Raw genomic sequence first — 21,675 nt, 5'->3', positions numbered from 1 at the left:
AAGTGCTAGAACGCGCCCGCCGCATCCAGCTTCGATGCCGCGCCGCGCGCCACGAAACGTCCCGCGCGCTCGCCCGTCAGCGCCGCCTCGCGATACGTCAAAACGCCATTCACCCAGACCGCGTCGATGCCATCGGCCGCCTGCTCCGGCTTCGCGAACGTCGCGGCATCGCGCACGCGCTCGGGATCGAACACGACGAGATCGGCGTGATAGCCAACCTTCACTTCGCCGCGCTCGGCCAGCCCGAAACGCCGCGCGGACAGACTCGTCATCTTGCGCACCGCCTCTTCCAGCGCGATGAGCGCCGTGTCGCGCGCATAGTGGCCGAGCACGCGCGGAAACGCGCCCCACAAGCGCGGATGCGGCAGCGGATCGTTCGGCAAGCCATCGGAGCCAACCATCGTCGCGGGATGCGACAGGATGCGCCGCACGTCGTCCTCCGACATGTTGTGATACACCGCGCCCGCCGGTTGCAGGCGCTTCGCGGCCTCCTGCTGGCTCACATTCCATTGCGCGGCAACCTCACGGATCAGCTTGCCCGCCATCTCCGGATGCGGCGTCGACCACGTGATCGTGATGTCGATATCGCCCGTCACTTGCTTCAGATCCAGCGTCGATGAACTGCGGTTATACGGATAGCAGTCGCAACCGACCGGCTGTCCTTCGCGCACGGTTTCGATCGATTTCAGCACTTCCACGCTGCGCCCCCAGTTCGACGGCCCCGCGCACTTCAGATGCGAAATCACCACCGGCACGCGCGCATGACGGCCGACGCGATATGCCTCTTCCATCGCGTCGAGAATGGCGTCGAATTCGGTGCGCATGTGCGTCGTGTAGAGCGCGCCGGCTTTCGCGAGCGGTTCGGCCAGCGCCTGCACTTCCTCGGGCGGCGCGTTGAACGCCGATCCATACGCGAGCCCGCTCGACAAACCCAGCGCGCCGTTGTCCAGCGCCTCTTCGAGCTGCGCGCGCATGCCGGCGATTTCATCGGCGGTCGCGGCGCGGTCGAGCCGGTCCATGTGGTTGTTGCGCAGCGCCGTATGGCCGATCAGCGCGCCGACGTTCACCGCCGGACGCGCGTCGTTCACTGCATCGACATAGGCCGCGAAGGTCGGATAGCGGAACGCGGCGGCATCGCCGAGCAGGTTCATCGGATCGGGCGGATCGCCCTTCAGCGTGACCGGCGACGCGCTGATCCCGCAATTGCCGACGATCACCGTCGTCACGCCCTGCGTGATCTTCGGCATCATCTGCGGCGAGCGGATCACGTGCGTGTCGTCGTGCGTGTGTACGTCGATGAAACCGGGCGCGAGCACTTTGCCGCGCGCGTCGAACACGTCGTCGGCGCTCCAGTCCGACAAACCGCCGTGCGGCTCCATTGCGACGATGCGGCCGTCGCGCACGGCGACATCGCGCTCGACGGCGGGCGCGCCGGTGCCGTCGATCACGCGCGCGCCGACGATCAGCGTGTCGCACTTTTCCATGATCAATCTCCCAAAGGTTGGCGCTCGCCGCCGCCGCGATGCGCGTCGAGCGCATGTTTCATGCGGCGCAGCAGTTCGCGGCTGCGGTCGGCCTGCTTCACGGCAAGTTCGGTGACGAGCAGGTCGAGCGCCATCATCATCGCGTAGCGCGACGACGACGGCTTGTAGATGAAGTCCGTTTCAATCGCGATGACGGGAATGAGCCAGTCCGCGAGCGCGCCGAGCGGCGACGCGGGCGCGGTCAGCGCGATGACGCGCGCGCCGTATTCGCGAGCGAGCCGGCAGCTCTCCACCATCTCGGGCGTCTGCCCTGTCACCGAGAGCGCGACGACGACATGCTCTTTCGACAACGTCGACGCCACCATGCGCTGCAACAGCCCGTCCTGATAAGACGCGACGGGCCGCCCAAGCCGCACGAGCCGAAAGCGCATTTCGTCGGCGAGCGCGGTCGATCCGCCGCCCATGCCGAACACGTAGATCATCGACGCCGCAGCGAGGGCATCGGCAGCTTCGGCGACCGGTGCGGCGCGCAGCGCGCCCTGATTCTGCGCGAGCGTCGTCTGCACTTCCTCGAAGATGCGCGCGGCGAGCGAATCCGGCAACGCGTCCGGCTCGCGCTTCAGGAATCGCTGGCCGACCGCCGCCGCTTGAGCGAGCCGCAGCTTCAGTTCGCGCACGTCTTCGCAGCCGACGGCTTTCGCGAAGCGCGTCACCGTGGCAATGCTCACATCCGCCTGCTCCGCGAGCGCGCCGATGCTCGCCCGCGACGCGCCCGTGAGATCGTCGAGAATGAGCGCGGCGACCTTGCGCTCGGCGCTGCGCAGCAGTGGCGCGCGCTCGGCTATGCGCGCGACGATGTCGAAGCTCTGCGGATCGGCGGGGCCGTTCATGGTGTCGGGTTTACTCGGGGCGCGTGTTACTAAATAACAATTCAACGCCGATCCTACTTTGGGTACCATAGTGCCGTCAACCGTGAAGGCTTTTAAGCGCGTACACAAACGCATCTAATCGGACCGATGGAGCAGCAGCACATGAAAGTTACAAACTATCAGAGCGCGACGATCGACCCGTTCGGCAAGGGTCTCGGCATGGTGCCCGGCACGAGCATCCAGTTGGGCGAAGCCGGGCGTCTGCAATGGAATCTGCTCGAAGAAGACGTGAGCCTGCCCGCCGCCGTGCTGTACGCCGAGCGCATCGAGCACAACCTGAAGTGGATGCAGGCGTTCGTCGGGGAGTACGGCGTGAAGCTCGCGCCGCACGGCAAGACGACGATGGCGCCGCAACTCTTTCGCCGCCAGCTCGATACGGGCGCGTGGGGCATCACGCTCGCCACCGCGCATCAGGTGCGCGCGGCGTATCGCGGCGGCGTGCATCGCGTGTTGATGGCGAATCAGCTCGTCGGCAAGCGCAACATGGGCATGATCGCCGAGTTGCTCACCGATCCGAGCTTCGAGTTCTTCTGCCTCGTGGATTCAGCCGATGGCGTGAATCAACTCGGCGCGTTCTTCACGGACGTGCGCAAGAAGCTGAACGTGCTGATCGAAATGGGCGTGCCGGGCGGCCGCACCGGCGTGCGCGACGACGCGCAGCGCGAAGCCGTGCTCGCCGCGATCGCGCGCTGGCCGGGCGTAATCGAACTGGCGGGCGTGGAGTTGTACGAAGGCGTGTTGCAGGACGAGTCGAAGGTGCGCGACTTTTTGAAGAGCGCCGTCGATGTCACGCGCAAGCTGATCGACGAAGGAAAAATCGCGCGCAAGCCGGCGATTCTGTCCGGCGCGGGATCGGCGTGGTATGACGTCGTCGCGGACGAATTCGCGAAAGCGAACAGCGACGCTATCGAAGTGGTGCTGCGCCCCGGCTGCTATCTGACGCACGACGTGGGCATCTACAAGAAAGCGCAGAACGAAATTTTCGCGCGCAATCCCATCGCGAAGAGCATGGGTCAGGGGCTAAAACCCGCGCTTCAATTGTGGGCCTACGTGCAGTCGATTCCGGAGCCGGACCGCGCGATCATCGGGCTCGGCAAGCGCGACTCGGCGTTCGATGCGGGCATGCCGGAGCCGGCGAAGCACTATCGGCCGGGCGCGGAGGCGCCGCGCGACGTATCGGCGGAGGAAGGCTGGGAGATTTTCGGCCTGATGGATCAGCACGCGTACATGCGCATCAAGCCCGGCGACGACGTGAAGGTCGGCGACATGATCGCGTTCGACATCTCGCATCCGTGCCTGACATTCGACAAATGGCGGCAAGTGCTGGTCGTCGACCGGAAGTATCGCGTGACCGAAGTGATCGAAACGTTCTTCTAAGCCTTGTCGTCGGCGGTGGCCGCCGCGCTCGCCGCGGCCACTTCCTGAATGCGCGATTCCAGCATCTGAAGCGCGCCCGACAATGCCTCGATTGCGTCGTCGGGCATCGAGGCCATGGTGTCGTGCAGGAATGCGTTGCGGCGCGGCAAGCCCTCTTCCGTGGCGGCGCGGCCCTGCGCCGTCAACGCGACATTCGATACCCGATTGTCGCGGGCATCGACGCTGCGCACGATCCAGCCGAGCGATTCGAGCGTCTTCAACTGCCGCGTGAGCGCGCCCGGATCGACGCGCAGCCGCTCCACCAGCGCCTTCTGCGACAGCACGCCCGCGTGTTCGTGCAGCGCGAGCAGAATGCGCCAGCGCGGCATCGGGTGGCCCACCGCCAGCTCGAACGCCGACATGAACGCGCGATACGTGCGCCCGAACTGTTGCACCACGGCGATCCGATCCTGTTCGTTCATGCTTGTGGTTCCCTTGATCGTCATTCGGCGAGGATGACCGGTTCAGGCTGGCGTTTCAAGCGCACGAGCGGCACGCGGCGCGATTGCCATACCGATATCACCGCAACCACCGCCGCGACCGCGAGCCCGATGTGAATCGCCGCGACCAGCGCCTCGCGCGCCGCTTCGAGCAGCATCGCGCCGTTGTGGCCCGCCGCCGAGAGTTGCGCGAGCAGCGTCTGCTGTCCTTCGTGATTGATGAGAATCTGCGGGTCGGAGAGATCGGCGAACCAACGCATCGCGTGATCTCTTTCCAGCGCGAGGCTCACGCCGCTCGCGTACAAATGGCTCACGAGCGTGCCGGTCAGCGCCGTGCCGATCATCCCGCCGATCATGCGCAGCGATTGCAAGAGCGCAGTGGCAATGCCGAGGTGCTGGCGGCCCGCCGTCTGTTGCGCGAACACGGTCAGGTTCGGCATCACGAAGCCGAGGCCCAATCCGCCGAGCAGCATGAAAACGAGCAGCAGCGCGCGGGGCATCGTGTGCGTCGCGATGACCACGCCGAGGCACGACACCGCGAGGCATCCGAAGCCGATGTAAAGCATGCGCTTCGGGTTCGACAGCCGCGTGACGATGCGCCCGTTCAGAATGCTGCCGATGGTGATGAACACCACGAGCGGCGTGATCATCATGCCCGCGCCCTGCGGCGACATGCCGAAGCCGCCCTGGAACAGGAGCGGCGCGTAAAAGAGCAGCGAGAACATCGTGAAGCCGCCCAGAATGGCGAGCGTGAAGAGCGCCGCGAGACTCTGGTTGCGAAACATGTCGATGGGAAGGATCGCGTAATCGCAGCGCATTTCCCATTTCCAGAGCGCGAAGCCGGCGGCGGCGCTCGCCACAAGCAGCGTCGCCGTCTCCAGGCTCACGCCGTGCTTCGGCAACATTTCGACGAACAGTTGCAGCGCGCCGAGCGCGACGGCAATGAGCACCGCGCCGGGCCAGTCGAGCCGCATCTTGCCTTCATGCGCGACATGCCGAAGATGCGGCAGGAAGCGCCACACGAAGAACAGCGAGAGCGCGCCGACCGGCAGATTCACATAGAACACGGAGCGCCAGCCGTAGTACTGCGTGAGGAACCCGCCGAGCGACGGCCCGACCGCGTTCGCGATGCCGAACGCCGAGCTCATCAGCACTTGCCAGCGCAGGCGCACGACGTTGTCCGGGAAAAGATCCGCGATGCACGCGAACGCCGTGCCGACCAGCATGCCGCCGCCGATGCCCTGCAAGCCGCGAGCGAGCACGAGGAACATCATGCTGTTGGCGAGCCCGCACAGCACGGACGCGACCGTGAACACGACGATCGACGCGATCACGAACGGCTTGCGGCCGTAGTAGTCGCCGAGCCGCCCGAAAATGGGCACCGTGATGACGGATGTCAGGAGATAGGAAGTCGCGACCCACGCGTAGAGCTCGAAGCCCCTGAGCTCCGCGACGATGGTCGGCAGCGCGGTGCCGACGACCGTCTGGTCGAGCGCGACGAGCATCGTCACGAAGGAGATGCCTAGCATCGCCATGAGAGATTCGCGAAACGGGAGGACCTGCCCGCTCGAATGATGCGCGGCTGTATGAACGGCCATTTTTTGTAAGAGCAATGATTGACTAGTCAACTTAAATGGAATCATAGCACGGTGCCGCGCTCTAAGCTGCGTGGTCAATCACCCTTTTCGGATCAAGAAACGACGCATGGAACCGACGCCCATCATCACCTCGCCGCTCACGCCGGAGGACTTCGCCGCCCTCTCCCGCGCCAAGGAAGCGCTCGAAAGTCCGTCGCTCACGATGAAACTGGCGAGCGTGATCGGCGCGCCCATCGAGAAGCTGATGGGCCGCCTGCCCGCCGCCGCGCAGGAAAAAGTCGACGAAGCGACGCAACTCGCGCTGAAGAAATGCCTGCAACTCGCGCTGCGAACGCTCGGCAAGAGCGCGCCCGCCGGTTCGCTGCTCGCGCCGCCGCCCGACAAGCCGAACAACCTGCTCCACAAACTCGCGGTAGCGACGACCGGCGCGGCGGGCGGCGCATTCGGCCTCTTCGCGCTGCCGGTCGAGTTGCCGGTCACGACCACGCTCATGTTCCGCTCCATCTGCGATATCGCGCGCAGCGAAGGCGAGGACGTGCATCGCGTGGAAACGCAGTTGCAATGCTTGATGGTGCTCGGCATGGGCGGCACGCATAAGGACGACGACAACGCCGATCTCGGTTATTTCATCGTGCGCGGCGCGCTGGCGCAGTCCGTCTCGCGGGCGACGAGCGAGATCACGGCGAAGGGGCTGAGCGGCCACGGATCGACGGCATTGCTCAAGTTTCTGCAGACCATCGCCTCGCGGTTCTCCGTGCAGGTCAGCGAGCAAGTGGCGGCGAAGTCGATTCCGGCGATCGGCGCGGTGCTCGGCGCGATGGTCAACACCGTCTTCATCGATCACTTTCAGCAGATGGCGCACGGCCACTTCACCGTGCGGCGACTCGAGCGGCAATACGGCACCGCGGCGGTCGAACGCGCGTATCAGACGATCGAGGTCATGGGCAGCCGATGATGCGACGCGGCCGCGCCGGTCACGTCTTCGATGAACCGGGCGGCGTGCGCGAGCGCTTGCCGCGCTTCGGGCATGAATGGCGCCCAGATCGGGAAGATGTGCGGCACGTTGCGCCAGATTTCCAGATCGACGCGAACGCCCGCCGCTCGCGCCTTCTTTGCGACGCGCGTGGAATCGTCGAGCAGGAGTTCGGTGTCGGCGGCCTGAATCAGCAACGGCGGCAAGCCGTCGTAATGGCCGAAAAGCGGAGACGCATAAGGATGCGCGGCGTCGGCATCGCCCAGATATTGCGCGGCGACCTTCGGGAAGACGGCGGCGTGGAACATCGGATCGCGGCCCTCGTTGCCCGTCATCGACGCGCCGCTGCCCGTCAGGTCCGTCCACGGCGAGAAGAGCACGGCGCCTGCCGGAAGTGCGTCGCCGGCATCGCGCAAGGCGAGCAGCGTCGCGAGCGCGAGACCGCCGCCCGCTGAATCGCCGGCGATCACAATGGTTTCCGGCGCGGCATCGGCGAGCAACGCGCGATAGGCCGCGACGGCGTCATCCACTGCGGCCGGAAAGCGGTGCTCGGGCGCGAGCCGGTAATCCAGCGAGAACACGTTGGCCTGCGCGCGCACGGCGAGCCCGAAACTGATCGCGCGATGACTACGCGGTGAGCAGAAGTAATAGCCGCCGCCGTGCAGATAGAGAATCGTTCTGCGCGATGCCGATGATCGCAGCCACTCTCCGTTCGCGCCCACTTCCAATTGCCAGCCCTTCGGCACCGGCGGCGACCACAGCCGGCGCGACGTGTACGCGCGGGCGCGCTCGACATCGAGCACGGGCTTCGCGGTCTCCGGACGCATCCGGCGCCGCAAGACCCAGCACGCGAATGCGCTTTGCCAACTCATCGCGCGCGCTCCTGTCCTCCGATTTCGCGATTCACGTTAGTTCGACGGCATGACCTGACCGCGAATCTCGCCGGTCGGGTTCTCTTGCGTGTGAACGTTGAAGTACCACTGCCCGGCCATCAGATCGGAAACCTGCTGTTCGGTGAGCGTCGCCTGCCCTGTCATCGGACTGGCGAGGGCGCGCTTATCGACGGGAACCTGCACTTTCGCGTTCTGCCCGACTGGCGCGGGGCCGTGGAAGTGCGCCATCGTGACGGGACCGGAAAGGTCGGCGTACGTCGCGGTCCAGGTGAGTTGCTTGGTATTCGTGTCGAAGGTGGCGTCGAGCGTGCCGTGGCCTTTGCTCACGCGCGGCGGCACTTCGCTCGACGGCTGAAGGTTGGCCTTCAGCGCGACGGTATCGGCATGCGCGATTGTCGATGCGAGCATTGCGGCGGCGATGGCTGCGCAGTAGAACACATGCGGCTTGCGTGTCGAGATCATTTCCCGGTTCTCCGTTTTCATGGCGGCGCGTCGGCCGCGTCTTCATGGTAGTGCATTCGGAGTCGGGACGCAGTCGGCAGTGGACGAACGACGCGCAGATGCGAAAAAGGGCGCCTCGCGGCGCCCTTCTCTGCTAGCTAGCTATAGCTCGATACTGCCGAGACTGCTTAGAAGCGGTGACGGATACCCGTCGTCACGAGAACCTGACGGTTGCTCGACGAGGGGCCGCCCGGCGCGCCGTTGATGCCGGCGTACGGCGTGTAACCGTCCGAACCGCTAGCGATCTGCACAACGCCTTCAGCGTAGATGTCGGTGCGCTTGGACAGAGCGTAGTCCGTCTGCAAGCCGAACTGGTGGTAGCGGGCGCGGTCGGTGTTGCCGAAGAAGTTGGTCTTCGCGTTAGTGAACGTGTACGCAGCACCCAGCGAGAGTGCCGGCGTCAGCGCATAGCGACCGTTGACTTCGTAGTTATTGACGATGCTGGAGTAGCTCTCGATCGAGTTGTTGTCTTCACGCGTTTGCGTCCACAGCAGGCCGAACGTCATCGCGCCGGCCGAGAAGCTGCCACCCGCGCCGAACGTGCGCAGGCGCTCGGTGTTCTGAATCGGCGAGATCGCATCGGCAGCGGGAACGTTCTCCGTGATCGCACCGTTGTTCGTCGCATTGAAGCCGTTCGCTTGCGTGTACGCTGCGCCGATCTTGAACGGGCCATTCGCGTAGCCAGCACCCAGGCTGTACGCACGGTTGTCCGCGAAGCTGCCCGCGCCGTTCGAGAACGCATAGGCGCCTGCGAACGACAAGCCAGCGTAGTTCGCGCTCACGAACTTGACGGAGTTGTTGACACGGAATGCGTTGCCGTCCAGGTTGTCCAGGTCACCCGGGTGCGCGAAGTACGTGCCGCCCCACGAGCCGGTTGCGCTCAGCGGGCCGAGGTAGTCGGCGACCGCGTCGGTCTGACGGCCGAGCGTCACGGTGCCAGCTTGCGTCGACAAACCGACATATGCTTGGCGGCCAAACATGCGGGTATCCACGCTCTTGCCGTTAGCGACGTCGAAGCCATTTTCCAGCGTGAAGATTGCCTTCATGCCGCCGCCCAGATCTTCGGCGCCGCGCAGGCCCCAACGGCTCATCTGCACGTTGCCGCCGCTCATGCTCCACGAGTTCGTCTTGTAGTGGTCGGCGTTGTCCGGCGTTTGCACGTTGTTCACGAACGTGAGACCAGCATCGACCAAGCCATACAGCGTAACGCTGCTCTGCGCGCTCGCGGCAGTTGCGAACGAAGCGGCGACGGCCGCAACAATCAGAGTCTTCTTCATTGTGTGTTCCTTAGAAAGAGTCTTACGACTCGATAGGGTTGCTCGCGGCGTCTCGGCATCTCGGAAGGGTTTCCCGCCGCATGCCTTCTACCGTTATTCGGCAGCCCAAAGTGTATGGCTCGCCTTTCCGCCGACCAGCCCAAGGACACACAAAAATCTTTTCGAACAATTCAAAAAATGGAATTTCAATATGAGTAAACGCTTAGGCTTCTTGCACTTACCACCTCACCAAAATCTTGCCGCGCGCGCCGGCCTATGCGTTCAGTTGCGGACATGCGACAGTGGCCCGAACACCACACGCCCAAACAGTCGGACTACTCTGATTACCTTCCATCTCGCGCCCCACTAACATCGCGCACGCGAGAGCGGCGCTTTCTTCCGCTCATGACCATCAGGGAAAGAGCGTCCCGCATCGCTCGGCAAGCCGTCTCACCATGAATCAACTGCAAGCGATGCGCGTCTTCCTCAAAGTCGCCGAAACCGAGTCGTTCGGGCGCGCGGCGGCGGCGCTCGATCTTTCGAACGCGGTCGTCACGCGCTATGTTTCGCTGCTCGAAGCGCATCTCAATACGCGCCTGTTGAACCGCACGACGCGCAGCGTGTCGCTGACCGAGGCCGGAAGGAGCTACGCCGATGGCTGTCGCGCGGTCATCGAACAGGTGGAGACGATCGAGGCATCCGTTGCGAACAGCTCGGTCGATCCGTCGGGGACATTGAAGCTCGTGGCGTCGGCATCGTTCTCGTTGCTGGAACTCACGCCCATGTTGCGCGCCTTTCGCGACCGCTATCCGAGCGTGAAGCTGCGTCTGACGCTGCTGCACCGTCCGGTCGATCTCGTCGATGAAGGCTTCGACGCCGGCATTGTCGTGCCGCATCTCGTCAACAGCGGAACGCTCATCAGCCGACCGCTCTTCAAGGTCGCGGCGGCGGTCGTCGCGTCGCCGGACTATCTGGAGCGCCACGGCACGCCTGCGCGGCCGTCATCGCTCGCCAAGCACGACTTCCTTGCGCCGTCAGCGGACATACACGGCTCGACGTGGACCTTCGCTGGTCCTTCGGGCGTGCCGGAAGAGGTCTCGCTGGATCCGGCGTACACGGTGAACAGCTCGCCGATGTTGCGTCAGGCTGCGATGTCCGGCATGGGCATCGCCGTGCTGCCCGAAAGCTACGTGGAACGCGATATCCAGGCCGGTGCGCTCGTGCGGCTCTTCGCCGGCTATCGGCTCAAGGATGCCGACAAGGAAGTTTCCATCGTCTATCCGGGCCGCAGGCACGTCTCGGCGAAGACGCGTTCATTCGTGGACTTCGCCTTGTCGTACTTTCGGGACCGCGCGCCTATGGAAGCGGGTCCCGTCCCTGCATCGGAATGAGCATGTTTACTGGATAGCGGCGCACTGCGCCTCGATGCGCCCGAGGAGTTCGGTGCATCGCGCGATCAACGCGAGCCCTTCGCGCCGTCTGACTTCACGGCTCTTGTTCGGCAGATCGCGCCGGGATTCTTCGATCGCGTCCAGCAACGGCCTGTATTGCAGCACGCTCGCCGCGCCCAGCACCCGGTGATGCCATTCGCGCAGATGCTCGACCGTGCCGCGCTCCAGCAACGGCTCGAGCGCCTTGAGGTCGTCGCGGAACGAGGTGACGAAGGCATCCAGCAATGCCTTTACGGTAGCCTCGCTGCCCCAGAGTTGCGCCATGCCGCTCAGGTCTATCTCGGCGTCGCGGTCGAGGGTTGCTTCCACCGCGCGTTGCTTCTGCGCTTCGTGTCTGCGCTCCGGACGCGTCGACGCCTTCCAGCGATTCAGATGCTCGCGCAATGTCGCGAGCCGCGTCGGTTTGATGAGGAAATCGTCCATCCCGGCTTCGCGGCATCGCGTCGCCTCGCTGGAACATGTACTCGCGGTGATGGCGAGAATCGGCAAGTGATGCGACGTGCCCTGTTCTTTTGCCCGCACGCGCCGCGCCAACTCGTAGCCAGTCATGTTCGGCATGTGGCAATCGGTAATCAGGAAGCCATAACGCGTCGTCTCGAGGGCGGCCAGCGCTTCGGCACCGTCTTGCACGACATCGCACGCGAATCCAAGTAGCGAAAGCTGATGCCGTATCAGTTCCTGATTCACGGGATGGTCTTCCGCCACAAGCACGAGCTTGCCGTTGTGCAGCGCGTCTTCGCGGCCGGGCGCTTCCATGCGCGCCTCCTGGCCGAGCGTGCCGTGCGCCGCGACCTGCGGCATGCCGGTGAGTGCCGCCACGCACGCGGCGCCCAGGCCGCGCCACGATAGCGGATTCACGCTGACGCGAATGTCGTCTTCGAGAATGCGATAGCCCGTGGGCTTTGGCTTCTCGGTCACATGAATCACGCGCGAGCCGAGCGGCAGCGCGTCCTTGCGCGTATCGTTGAAAAAGACCAGATCGACGCCATCGAACGTTTCGAACCGGCGCAAGCGCGGATCGTCAGGTTCCATACGTTCGAGCTCGATTCCGAGCGCCTGGCCGTGCCCGAGCAAGGCCGCCGCGACGCGCGTGTCGTCGATCGCGACGATGCCACGCCTTCCGCGCAGGCCTTCCATCTGATACTGCTGAGTCTCGACCGGCATCTTGAGGCGAACAATCATCGACGTTCCGACGCCTACTTGGCTTTGCAGCGTGAGCGTGCCGCCCATCAGGTCGACGAGCCGGTGGCAAATCGTGAGACCGAGCCCCGTGCCGCCGAAGCGGCGCGTAATGGACGTCTCCGCCTGCACGAACGGTTCGAAGAGCCGCGCCTGCGCTGCGGGATCAATGCCGATGCCGGTATCGCTCACGCACAGCTCGATGACCTGTTCTGTCGGACGCTGCTCGACCGCTCGCACGTGGAGCGACACTTCGCCCTTGATCGTGAACTTGATCGCGTTACTCATCAGATTGAAGAGAATCTGACGCAGGCGCACGCTATCGCTGCGAACGGACGCCGCGACTTCCGGCGCGATGTCCACGCGCACCCGCAAGCCTTTCTCGTGCGCCCGCCCGGCCAGCAAGCCGACGGCACTGTCGACGAGTTCGCGCAGGTCGATCGGCGTCGATTCGATGATCAGCCGCCCCGCCTCGATCTTGGTGTAGTCGAGCAGGTCGTCGAGGATTTGCAGCAACGCGCTCGCCGAATCCTGGATCATGCCGAGCATTTGCGACTGGTCAGGATTGAGCGGCGTGTTCTCGATGACCTCGACGAGCCCCAGCACGCCATTCATCGGCGTGCGAATCTCATGGCTCATCATCGCGAGGAAGTCGTCCTTTGCGCGCGAGGCGGCTTCGGCGGCGTCGCGCGCACGGGCAAGCTCCTCGGCACGCGCGTGTTCGACGCTGGCATCGGCCCAATAGCCGCTCCAGACGACGGAGTCGTCGTCTTCGCGATGCGCGACCAGATCCGCGCGTATCCAGCGCGTGACGCCCTTCACGGTGGAACGGAATTCGGTGTGCACGGGATCCAGCGTGCGCGACGACGCCTCGATCTCGCGAAAGAGCCGCCCGCTGTCTTCTGCGTCGACGTGCCGCAGGATCGTGGTCGGATCGGCGGCGAGCGCTGCCAGATCGAGGTCGAGCAGCTGCCTCGTGTCACCGTCGATATAAGGGAGGCTGTATTTGCCGCTGCTCGTGCGGCGCAACTGGAAAACGACCGCAGGCAGGGACCGCGTCACGTCATGCAGGCGCTGTTCGGTCTGGCGCGCGTGCATTTCGGCGTCGCGAATATCGGTGATGTCGATCATCGTCCCGACGACCCCCATGCGCTCGCCGTTGGCCGCCGAGAAGGCGCCTGTCCAGAAGAGTCCGTAGCGCGAACGACCGCGATTATCGACGAATTCTGCCTCGACCTCCTGGCCTTGCCCCGACTGCAACGTGGCCGCGGATATCTTGTCCACGAGCCGGCTGTGCTTCTCGCCCCACGCGCCCGCTTCGATGCTCGTGCGCCCGATGACGTCTTCGCGCCGCACGCCGAGCGCCGCCTCGAAGGCGCGGTTCACCGCGATGTATCGGTTGCTCATGTCTTTCGCGACGAGCGGGTACGGGACGACTTCCATCATCGTCTGCTGAAAGCTCAACTGGGTGGCGAGACGCTGCTCGGTCTCGATGCGGCGGTCCATCTCGCGCTGCAGGAGGATGAAGGCCCGCAGCGTGACGACGAGCACGGCCGCGATGCCGATCAACACAGGCAGCAAACGAAGCGCGCTGATGTCCCAGGCCGCCACGAGCGGCGCGCTTGCAGGCCGCGACTGCGTTGCTTCAGCCGCGCGGCATAGCGGCGAGACTAGAAGGCTGACGACGAACCAACAGCGTGCGAGCAACGATCTCAATTCGACTCTCTCAGAAGATGCGCGTTTCGATGCGCTGCCTCATGACGCGGACTGCATCGAGCAATCGCGATGACCAACTTCAGAGTCTGATCGTGCGTGTAACAGAGGAAAATCAGAGGCGTCCGAAATACTTCTTATGACGCTCCGAAAATGCGGCTTCTTGCTTAGACGAGCCCGACCTGGCGCAAGTATTCGACGAGTTCGCCTTCCGACTCGAGCCCAAGTTTGCGCATGCCGCTGCGCTTTTGCGTGGCGATTGTCTTGCTGCTCCGGCCGAAGCGCCTGGCGATTTCATGCACCAGGAGGCCGCTCGCGTACAGCCGGAAGACTTCCCACTCGCGCTTGCTCAGTACGCCGGCCAGCGCGGGCGCCGTGCCGGGTAGCCGGGCGACCGCATCGCTCACCGAAGGCGAGAGGTAGCAGCCCCCTTTGCGCGTGGCGGCTATTGCTTCGAGAAGACAATCGAGGGAATCACGCTTGTCGACGATGCCGTCGATTCCCAATTGAATCAGACCGGCGAGCATGCGGTTATGCGACATCATGGTGACGACGATGACGCGGGGCCGGTTTTTCTGCCACAGGAAGCGCTTGAGAAATGCGATGGAATTGCTCTCGCCGTCGATGCCTTGCATGCCGATATCGGCGAAGATGTAGTCGCACGAAACCGAGTCGACCGCTTCGGCCAATTGCAACGAATTCTCGGCGGTCGCGACCACTCGAATTGCGCCGTCCCGCTCCAGATAAGTCGTGATGCCCTTGACGACCGCGGGATGATCGTCCGCAACGATGGCCGTCAGCGGCGAGTGTTCTCTCATTTCAATCTAATTGGTCTAATAGCGAGTAACCGGCCTTCCGGCGGCGCGTTGCCTCCCCGCAGTCGCTTTTATTTTCAGGCGATTACTGCTTGCTCTCAAAGCAGATCGCTGTCGGCGATGAATCGGTAAAGATCCGCGTCTGTCGACAAGTCCAGTTTGCGCATGGCCGCGCATTTTTGAGCGCTGATGGTTTTTACGCTGCGGTCCAGTTCTTTTGCGATTTCAGTCACATTCGCGCCTCGCGCGTAGCGCTCGATGACTTCGAGTTCCCGCGTCGTCAGGCGCTGCCGGATGAAGCGTGCGCGGCTTTCGACACTCGCTACCGCCATGGTTCGGCGGACGGCTGGGCCGAGATACGTTTCGTTCGCGATGGCCGACACGATGGCGACGTACACGAGATCGAGCCGGTCCTCCTTGCTCAGAAACGCATGCGCGCCGGCGTCCAATGCTTGCTTGACAAGCGCGGCATTATCATTGCGCGACAGCACGATGGTGCGAACGTCGGGATAACAATGCGCGATGTGCTGAATGAGTTGTATGCCGTCTCCGTATCGGCCACCCGGCATATGAAAGTCTACGAGAGCGACATCGCAATCGCCGCGTGCCAGCGACTCATCCAGTTGGGTGGAATTGGCGCTTCGGCTGACGACTTCCACATTTGGAAAATTCTCCGCAAGCCGCTCAATTGCCAGAATGACAAGCGGATGGTCGTCCGCTATTGCCAACCTTATCCGCCTTGCACGCGAGAAGACCTCGCTACCATTCCCGAATTCCATCGACACAAACCCTTAGTTATGAAGTCCGACACGCAGACCTGATCCCGAATATAAGCATCGGGCACTACCCCCCCAAAAGACATAAGATGCATCCGAATTGGAAATGCGGTCCTACGCAAATCAGCATAGTCCGCGTGCCCGCATGAACGCGAAGAGTCCGGGATCGTTCTTCACGCCGAGCTTGTTCATCGCATCGCGTTTTTGTCGGCTGATGGTGCGCACGTCGCGCTGCAACTCTCTCGCAATCTCGGTAATGGAGCGGCCTTTCGCGAATAGCTTCACCACTTCGATTTCCCTCGGCGAGAGGCGCGGCGCATCGGGCGAAGAATGCGCTTCGGCGCCGGCGTCCGCGAGCGCCGCGCGAAACGATGCACTCACGTAGCGGCGGCCGACGCGCGCTTGCTTCACGGCGGTCGGGACAAGTTCAATGGGCTCGGCCTTGTCGACGAGGCCCATTGCGCCGGCATTGAGGATCGAGCGAAGAATGGCGACATTGCTGACGCTGGTCAGCACGACAATGCCGATAGCTGGCCAATCCTGACGGACCTTGCGAATCAAGCAGAGTCCGTCCTGCGCGTCGCGCCCCGGCTCGGGCATGGCGAAATCGGTGACGAGCACGTCGCACGGCGTGTTGCGAAGCTCAGTGAGCAAAGTACTGGCATTTTTCGCTTCGCCCGTGACGCATAATCCGTCGTCCGCATTGATAAGCGCCCTCATTCCAAGGACTACGAAAGGATGGTCGTCGGCCAACACTACACGAAGCATCAATAGGCCCCCGGTTATATCCATGTTTTAGCGGCGCCGTTCGACGCCTACCACATCTAAACGCCCGTGAATCGCGCGCGGATTAACACCGCGACGCGCTCGGAAAACGAACGCATTCATGCGGCGTGATTCGATTGCGGTGCGCTCAGACTTGCGTTTCCGCAATAAGATGACAAAACGCAAACATAGCTCTCTCAGCATTTCAGAATATTTTTCATCAAAATAAGACGTGCGCTATTTCGAAACCATCGGACTAGTCCGATTACGCCCCATTTTGATGCATGCCATTTGACAGCGATTTACCCAGTGGCTTTTCAATCGCAGCCGATAAATAGCGAATGCTCGTCGGAATTTGCCAAAAGACACTGAGAGAAATAAAAAACGGGCCTTCTGCCAGAAGCAGAAGACCCGTTTTTCGATGCGACGCGCGCGAGCGCTTATCAGAACGGAATGTCGTCGTCCATGTCGTCGAAGCCGCCGCCGGCCGGCGCGCTCGGACGGCTCGCACCGCCACCGGAGCCACCCGCGCGTCCGCCGCCCGAGCCCGAAGGCGCCCGGCCTCCACCGCCGCCCGAGCGCTCCATCGGCGCGCTGCGGCTGTAGCCGCCGTCGTCGCCGCCGCTCGCGCCGCCGCGACCGCCCAGCATTTGCATCTGGTCAGCGACGATTTCGGTCGAATAGCGTTCTTGTCCCGATTGATCGGTCCACTTGCGCGTGCGGATGCGGCCCTCGATATACACCGACGAGCCCTTCTTCAGGTACTCGTTGACGATTTCCGCCAGCCGGCCGAAGAACGCGACACGGTGCCACTCGGTGAGCTCTTTCATCTCGCCGGACGCCTTGTCCTTGTAGCGGTCGGTCGTCGCGAGACGGATGTTGGCCACGGCGTCGCCGCTCGGAAGGTAGCGCGTTTCCGGGTCCGCGCCCAGATTGCCTACGAGAATGACCTTGTTGACAGATGCCATGATTTCTCCGGTTGATTCTTTGCCTACTGTCAGCCGTGCGGCGCTGTTCGCGCAGGCGTCGCTCTCATGCGAAGCCGGACAGCACGTCTGATTCGATTCAAATGATTAAACGTCTCGTCAAGCCGCGCGCCCGGCTTTGCGCGGCGGCGGCTTCATCCACATTGCAACGACAAGCCACGCCAGCACGAGCGCCGAGCACGAGAAGAAGACCGCGCTCGGTCCGTCCAGCTTCAGCAGCCAGCCGCCGACCACGCCGCCCAGGGCGAGGCCGATGGACTGCGTCGTGTTGTAGACGCCCGCTGCCGCGCCCTTTCGCGTGCCCGGCGCGAGCTTGGACACGAGCGACGGCTGCGACGCCTCCAGCACGTTGAAGCCCAGGAAGTACACGAACAGGATCGCGGCCACGGACCATAGCGTATGGGGAGCCGCGCCCAATAACAACTGTCCGAACAGGATAAGCCCGATTGCACCGAGCATGACGGCCTTCATCTTGCCGCGCTTCTCGGCCGCGATGATCGCCGGCACCATCATGACGAAAGCGAGCCCCATGACCGGCAGGTAGATTTTCCAGTGCGACGCCACCGGCAGCCCGCCCGCCTCCAGAATGCGCGGGACGACGAGAAAGAGCGCCGTCTGCGTCGCGTGCAGGACGAGCACGCCGAAGTTCAGGCGCAGCAGTTCGACGTTATGCAGCACTTCGCTGAAGGGCGCCTTGACGTGCACCGGGCGCGCCGGCGGATCGGGGACGATCCACAGCACCACGCCGACCGCCACGATCGACAGCGCGCCGATCACCGTGAAAAGCCCGCTCATGCCGATCCAGTGGAAGAGGATCGGCGCGCCCACGATCGCCACCGCGAACGAAACACCGATGCTGCCGCCCACCATCGCCATGGCCTTCGTGCGGTTTTCCTCGTGCGTGAGATCGGCGATGAACGCGATCACCGCCGACGACACCGCGCCCATGCCCTGAATCACGCGTCCGGCGATGATCCACGCCATGGAATGCCCGACGGCCGCGACGAAGCTGCCGATTGCAAACACCAGCAGCCCGAACGCGATGACCGGCTTGCGCCCGAGCTTGTCGGAGATCCAGCCGTAGAAGATATAGAGCATCGACTGCGTGACGCCGTAAGCGCCCAGCGCAATGCCGACGAGCAGCACGTTGTCGCCGCCGGGAATCGTTTTCGCGTAGACGGAGAACACCGGCATGATCATGAAGAGACCGAGCATGCGCAGCGCGAAGATGGCAGCGAGCGACACGGTCGCGCGCAATTCCGGCGCGGAGAGACGTGCGGACGTGGCAGACGGATTGGACATCAGAGACGGGGAATGAATGAGGGTCGCGTCTGGCCCGGCCTGTTGCGACGTCAGGCGCGGCCGCCTTGTTCTTGCTCGAAACGGCACCATATGCAGCGGACGACTCGGCGCGCATGGCCGCTGCCCGCTGCGCCGGCAAGACCGCCGCAAGGCCCGCGGCAAGCGGCCTGGGCCCGTCCGCGGCACGCGGTGCGCGGGCGCCGCGCCCTGCAAAAGTCGTTATAGTAGCAGGTTTGGCCCCCCTCATTCCCCGCTCGTCGCCGGAACAAACTCGTGGAAGAAATTCGTATTCGTGGGGCTCGCACCCACAATCTGAAGAACGTCAGTCTCGACTTGCCGCGTCACAAGCTGATCGTGATTACGGGGTTGTCCGGGTCGGGCAAGTCGTCGCTCGCGTTCGATACGCTTTACGCCGAAGGCCAACGCCGTTACGTGGAAAGTCTCTCGGCTTACGCGCGGCAATTTCTACAGCTGATGGAGAAGCCGGACGTCGATTTGATCGAAGGTTTGTCGCCGGCCATTTCCATCGAGCAGAAAGCCACGTCGCATAATCCGCGTTCGACGGTCGGCACCGTCACCGAGATTCACGATTACCTGCGTCTTCTCTATGCGCGCGTCGGCACGCCGTATTGTCCCGATCATCTGATTCCGCTCGAAGCGCAAAGCGTCTCGCAAATGGTGGACGCCGCGCTCGCGCTGCCGGAAGAAACCAAGCTGATGATTCTCGCGCCCGTGGTCGCGGACCGCAAAGGCGAGCATGTCGAACTGTTCGAGGAAATGCAGGCGCAGGGCTTCATCCGCTTTCGGATTCGCTCGGGCGGCGGCACGGCGAACGAAGGCGTCGCGAAAATCTATGAAGTCGATTCGCTGCCGAAGCTCAAGAAGAACGACAAGCACACGATCGACGTGGTGATCGACCGCCTGAAAGTGCGCCCGGACATGAAGCAGCGTCTCGCGGAATCGTTCGAGACGGCGCTGCGCCTCGCCGACGGCCGCGCGATCGCGCTCGAAATGGACACGGACCACGAGAAGCTCTTCAGCTCGAAGTTCGCGTGTCCGATCTGCTCGTACTCGCTGCAGGAACTGGAGCCGCGCCTTTTCTCGTTCAACAACCCGATGGGCGCGTGCCCCCAATGCGACGGACTCGGCCAGATCACGTTTTTCGATCCGAAGCGCGTGGTCGCGCATCCGTCGCTGTCGCTGGCCGCGGGCGCGGTGAAGGGCTGGGATCGGCGCAACCAGTTCTATTTCCAGATGCTGCAAAGCCTCGCCGCGTTCTACGAATTCGACATCGACGCGCCGTTCGAGGAGTTGCCCGAGAAAGTGCGCAAGACGCTGCTCTTCGGCTCGGGCAAGCAGGCCATTCCGTTTTCGTACATCAACGAGCGCGGTCGCGCTTCGGTGCGCGAGCATGCGTTCGAAGGCATCATCCCGAACCTTGAGCGGCGCTACCGCGAGACGGATTCGACCGCCGTGCGCGAAGAACTGGCGAAATACCAGAACAATCAGCCTTGCCCGGCGTGCGAAGGCACGCGTCTGCGGCGCGAGGCGCGGTTTGTCAAGGTCGGTTCGGGCGATCAGGCACGCGGCATCTACGAAGTGAGCGGCTGGCCGCTGCGCGATACGCTCGGCTACTTTCAGACGCTGCGTCTGGACGGCGCGAAGGGCGAGATCGCCGACAAGGTCATCAAGGAAATCGTCGCGCGTCTGTCGTTCTTGAATAATGTCGGGCTGGATTACCTGTCGCTGGAACGCAGCGCGGAGACGCTCTCCGGCGGCGAAGCGCAGCGCATCCGGCTCGCGTCGCAGATCGGCTCGGGGCTGACGGGCGTGATGTACGTGCTGGACGAGCCGTCCATCGGCCTGCATCAGCGTGACAACGACCGTCTGATCGACACGCTCAAGCATCTGCGCGACATCGGCAATTCGGTAATCGTCGTCGAGCACGACGAAGACATGATCCGCATGGCCGATTACGTGGTCGACATGGGTCCGGGCGCGGGCGAGCACGGCGGCGTGATCGTCGCGGAGGGCACGCCGCTTCAGGTGCAGAAAGACCCGAATTCCATCACGGGACAGTATTTGTCCGGCAAGCGCACGATCAGCTATCCGGAAAAGCGCAATGCGCCGGACGAGCGGCGGCTGCGCATCGTCGAGGCGCACGGCAATAACCTCAAACACGTCACGCTCGATCTTCCGGTCGGTTTGCTGACATGCGTGACGGGCGTCTCGGGTTCCGGCAAGTCGACGCTCATCAACGACACGCTCCAGCACGCGGTCGCCCAGCATTTGTATGGCTCGTCGACGGAGCCGGCGCCGTACGAATCCATCGAAGGTCTGGAGCACTTCGACAAGGTGATCGCCGTCGATCAATCGCCGATCGGCCGCACGCCGCGCTCGAATCCGGCCACTTACACCGGCCTGTTCACGCCCATTCGCGAACTGTTCGCGGGCGTGCCGGCCGCGAAGGAGCGCGGCTACGAAGCGGGCCGCTTCTCGTTCAACGTCAAGGGCGGACGCTGCGAAGCCTGTCAGGGCGACGGCGTGCTGAAGGTGGAAATGCACTTTCTGCCGGACGTTTATGTGCCTTGCGACGTGTGCCACGGCAAGCGTTACAACCGCGAGACGCTCGATATCCAGTACAAAGGCAAGAACATCAGCGAAGTGCTCGACCTCACGGTGGAAGCCGCGCACGAGTTCTTCAAGGCGGTGCCGGTCGTCGCGCGCAAGCTGAAGACGCTGCTCGAGGTGGGCCTCGGCTACATTCGCCTCGGCCAGTCGGCGACCACGCTTTCGGGCGGCGAAGCGCAGCGCGTCAAGCTTTCGCTGGAACTGAGCAAGCGCGATACCGGTCGGACGCTATATATCCTCGACGAACCGACGACCGGCCTGCACTTCCACGACATCGCGCTCTTGCTCGAAGTGATCCACCGGTTGCGAGATCAGGGCAACACGGTCGTCATCATCGAGCATAATCTGGACGTGATCAAAACCGCCGACTGGGTAATCGACCTCGGTCCGGAAGGCGGCGCGGGCGGCGGGCAGATCATCGCGCAAGGGACGCCGGAGCAGGTCGCGAAGTCGAAGGCGAGCTTCACGGGCCGCTACCTCGCGCCGCTGCTCCAGCGTCCGAAGTCGGCCGCCTGACAACCGCCGCAGCCCGGCGGCAAGAACAACCGTGGTAGGCAGCAGCGAAAA

The 21,675-nt window shown here is 63.6% G+C and carries 17 protein-coding genes; 4 read left to right on the top strand and 13 right to left on the bottom strand.

All coding sequences use genetic code 11. The annotated features are described in order from the left end of the window. Positions 1 to 5: 5 nt before the first annotated feature. Positions 6 to 1,484, bottom strand: a complete 1,479-nt coding sequence (locus HWX53_RS03260) for a D-aminoacylase (RefSeq protein ID WP_175939384.1) — start codon at positions 1,482 to 1,484, stop codon at positions 6 to 8. 2 nt (positions 1,485 to 1,486) lie between these two features. Further along, positions 1,487 to 2,374 carry a MurR/RpiR family transcriptional regulator gene (locus HWX53_RS03255; protein WP_175939382.1) on the bottom strand — a complete coding sequence of 296 codons (888 nt, stop codon included), beginning with the start codon at positions 2,372 to 2,374 and terminating at the stop codon, positions 1,487 to 1,489. A gap of 141 nt (positions 2,375 to 2,515) precedes the next feature. On the opposite strand from HWX53_RS03255, the gene HWX53_RS03250 reads away from it, so the two are divergent. Continuing rightward, a complete protein-coding gene (locus HWX53_RS03250) occupies positions 2,516 to 3,790 on the top strand; it encodes an amino acid deaminase (protein WP_175939380.1) in 1,275 nt (424 codons plus the stop codon). Here the strand turns inward: HWX53_RS03250 and HWX53_RS03245 are convergent. Together HWX53_RS03245 and HWX53_RS03240 are read right to left on the bottom strand one after the other, a co-directional pair. After that, positions 3,787 to 4,251: a MarR family transcriptional regulator gene (locus HWX53_RS03245; protein WP_175939378.1), complete on the bottom strand. Its 465-nt coding sequence runs from the start codon at positions 4,249 to 4,251 to the stop codon at positions 3,787 to 3,789. The genes HWX53_RS03250 and HWX53_RS03245 overlap by 4 nt on opposite strands. 20 nt (positions 4,252 to 4,271) lie before the next feature. Continuing rightward, positions 4,272 to 5,867 (bottom strand): MFS transporter, encoded by a 1,596-nt coding sequence (locus HWX53_RS03240; protein WP_175939375.1) that lies wholly within the window; start codon positions 5,865 to 5,867, stop codon positions 4,272 to 4,274. Between the two features lie 106 nt (positions 5,868 to 5,973). Here HWX53_RS03240 and HWX53_RS03235 point away from each other — a divergent pair, with 106 nt between their 5' ends. Then, complete coding sequence (locus tag HWX53_RS03235) at positions 5,974 to 6,822, top strand: EcsC family protein (protein ID WP_175939373.1); 849 nt, start codon at positions 5,974 to 5,976, stop codon at positions 6,820 to 6,822. Here HWX53_RS03235 and HWX53_RS03230 read toward each other — a convergent pair. From HWX53_RS03230 to HWX53_RS03220, 3 genes are all read right to left on the bottom strand, one after another. Next, entirely contained in the window at positions 6,792 to 7,712 is a 921-nt protein-coding gene (locus HWX53_RS03230; protein WP_175939372.1) for an alpha/beta hydrolase, read from the bottom strand. The two genes, HWX53_RS03235 and HWX53_RS03230, sit on opposite strands and share 31 nt — an antisense overlap. Positions 7,713 to 7,748: 36 nt before the next feature. Then, positions 7,749 to 8,195 (bottom strand): CHRD domain-containing protein, encoded by a 447-nt coding sequence (locus HWX53_RS03225; protein ID WP_175939370.1) that lies wholly within the window; start codon positions 8,193 to 8,195, stop codon positions 7,749 to 7,751. Positions 8,196 to 8,362: 167 nt separating this feature from the next. Then, positions 8,363 to 9,511, bottom strand: coding sequence for a porin (locus tag HWX53_RS03220; protein ID WP_175939368.1), 1,149 nt, complete (start codon positions 9,509 to 9,511; stop codon positions 8,363 to 8,365). Positions 9,512 to 9,945: 434 nt separating this feature from the next. On the opposite strand from HWX53_RS03220, the gene HWX53_RS03215 reads away from it, so the two are divergent. Further along, the gene (locus HWX53_RS03215) at positions 9,946 to 10,881 is read left to right on the top strand and encodes a LysR family transcriptional regulator (RefSeq protein ID WP_175939366.1); all 936 of its coding nucleotides are present in this window, start codon (positions 9,946 to 9,948) and stop codon (positions 10,879 to 10,881) included. A 6-nt stretch (positions 10,882 to 10,887) separates the two neighbouring features. On the opposite strand, the gene HWX53_RS03210 is transcribed toward HWX53_RS03215, so the two are convergent. The 6 genes from HWX53_RS03210 to HWX53_RS03185 all read right to left on the bottom strand — a co-directional run bounded on the left by HWX53_RS03210 (position 10,888) and on the right by HWX53_RS03185 (position 18,477). After that, positions 10,888 to 13,731, bottom strand: a complete 2,844-nt coding sequence (locus HWX53_RS03210) for an ATP-binding protein (RefSeq protein WP_347879146.1) — start codon at positions 13,729 to 13,731, stop codon at positions 10,888 to 10,890. A 269-nt stretch (positions 13,732 to 14,000) separates the two neighbouring features. Continuing rightward, complete coding sequence (locus HWX53_RS03205; protein WP_175939362.1) at positions 14,001 to 14,651, bottom strand: response regulator transcription factor; 651 nt, start codon at positions 14,649 to 14,651, stop codon at positions 14,001 to 14,003. Between the two features lie 95 nt (positions 14,652 to 14,746). Beyond that, positions 14,747 to 15,427 (bottom strand): response regulator transcription factor, encoded by a 681-nt coding sequence (locus HWX53_RS03200; RefSeq protein WP_175939360.1) that lies wholly within the window; start codon positions 15,425 to 15,427, stop codon positions 14,747 to 14,749. A gap of 120 nt (positions 15,428 to 15,547) precedes the next feature. After that, positions 15,548 to 16,192: a response regulator transcription factor gene (locus HWX53_RS03195; protein WP_175939358.1), complete on the bottom strand. Its 645-nt coding sequence runs from the start codon at positions 16,190 to 16,192 to the stop codon at positions 15,548 to 15,550. A 440-nt stretch (positions 16,193 to 16,632) separates the two neighbouring features. Then, complete coding sequence (locus HWX53_RS03190) at positions 16,633 to 17,157, bottom strand: single-stranded DNA-binding protein (protein ID WP_175939356.1); 525 nt, start codon at positions 17,155 to 17,157, stop codon at positions 16,633 to 16,635. Positions 17,158 to 17,274: 117 nt separating this feature from the next. Then, the gene (locus HWX53_RS03185) at positions 17,275 to 18,477 is read right to left on the bottom strand and encodes an MFS transporter (RefSeq protein ID WP_175939354.1); all 1,203 of its coding nucleotides are present in this window, start codon (positions 18,475 to 18,477) and stop codon (positions 17,275 to 17,277) included. A 273-nt stretch (positions 18,478 to 18,750) separates the two neighbouring features. Here HWX53_RS03185 and uvrA point away from each other — a divergent pair, with 273 nt between their 5' ends. Beyond that, the gene (uvrA, locus tag HWX53_RS03180) at positions 18,751 to 21,624 is read left to right on the top strand and encodes an excinuclease ABC subunit UvrA (RefSeq protein ID WP_175939352.1); all 2,874 of its coding nucleotides are present in this window, start codon (positions 18,751 to 18,753) and stop codon (positions 21,622 to 21,624) included. Positions 21,625 to 21,675: the final 51 nt, after the last annotated feature.

The sequence above is a fragment of the Caballeronia sp. BCC1704 genome, from assembly GCF_902833455.1.
Lineage (GTDB): Bacteria > Pseudomonadota > Gammaproteobacteria > Burkholderiales > Burkholderiaceae > Caballeronia.
The sequence above is the reverse complement of the archived record's forward strand: the minus strand, read 5'-3'. Positions and strand labels throughout refer to the sequence as shown.

Excerpts from the sequence above, each read along its gene's own strand:
- HWX53_RS03260 (WP_175939384.1), bottom strand. The coding sequence starts at position 1,484 with ATGGAAAAGTGCGACACGCTGATCGTCGGCGCGCGCGTGATCGACGGC.
- HWX53_RS03255 (WP_175939382.1), bottom strand. The coding sequence starts at position 2,374 with ATGAACGGCCCCGCCGATCCGCAGAGCTTCGACATCGTCGCGCGCATA.
- HWX53_RS03250 (WP_175939380.1), top strand. The coding sequence starts at position 2,516 with ATGAAAGTTACAAACTATCAGAGCGCGACGATCGACCCGTTCGGCAAG.
- HWX53_RS03245 (WP_175939378.1), bottom strand. The coding sequence starts at position 4,251 with ATGAACGAACAGGATCGGATCGCCGTGGTGCAACAGTTCGGGCGCACG.
- HWX53_RS03240 (WP_175939375.1), bottom strand. The coding sequence starts at position 5,867 with ATGGCCGTTCATACAGCCGCGCATCATTCGAGCGGGCAGGTCCTCCCG.
- HWX53_RS03235 (WP_175939373.1), top strand. The coding sequence starts at position 5,974 with ATGGAACCGACGCCCATCATCACCTCGCCGCTCACGCCGGAGGACTTC.
- HWX53_RS03230 (WP_175939372.1), bottom strand. The coding sequence starts at position 7,712 with ATGAGTTGGCAAAGCGCATTCGCGTGCTGGGTCTTGCGGCGCCGGATG.
- HWX53_RS03225 (WP_175939370.1), bottom strand. The coding sequence starts at position 8,195 with ATGATCTCGACACGCAAGCCGCATGTGTTCTACTGCGCAGCCATCGCC.
- HWX53_RS03220 (WP_175939368.1), bottom strand. The coding sequence starts at position 9,511 with ATGAAGAAGACTCTGATTGTTGCGGCCGTCGCCGCTTCGTTCGCAACT.
- HWX53_RS03215 (WP_175939366.1), top strand. The coding sequence starts at position 9,946 with ATGAATCAACTGCAAGCGATGCGCGTCTTCCTCAAAGTCGCCGAAACC.
- HWX53_RS03205 (WP_175939362.1), bottom strand. The coding sequence starts at position 14,651 with ATGAGAGAACACTCGCCGCTGACGGCCATCGTTGCGGACGATCATCCC.
- HWX53_RS03200 (WP_175939360.1), bottom strand. The coding sequence starts at position 15,427 with ATGGAATTCGGGAATGGTAGCGAGGTCTTCTCGCGTGCAAGGCGGATA.
- HWX53_RS03195 (WP_175939358.1), bottom strand. The coding sequence starts at position 16,192 with ATGCTTCGTGTAGTGTTGGCCGACGACCATCCTTTCGTAGTCCTTGGA.
- HWX53_RS03190 (WP_175939356.1), bottom strand. The coding sequence starts at position 17,157 with ATGGCATCTGTCAACAAGGTCATTCTCGTAGGCAATCTGGGCGCGGAC.
- HWX53_RS03185 (WP_175939354.1), bottom strand. The coding sequence starts at position 18,477 with ATGTCCAATCCGTCTGCCACGTCCGCACGTCTCTCCGCGCCGGAATTG.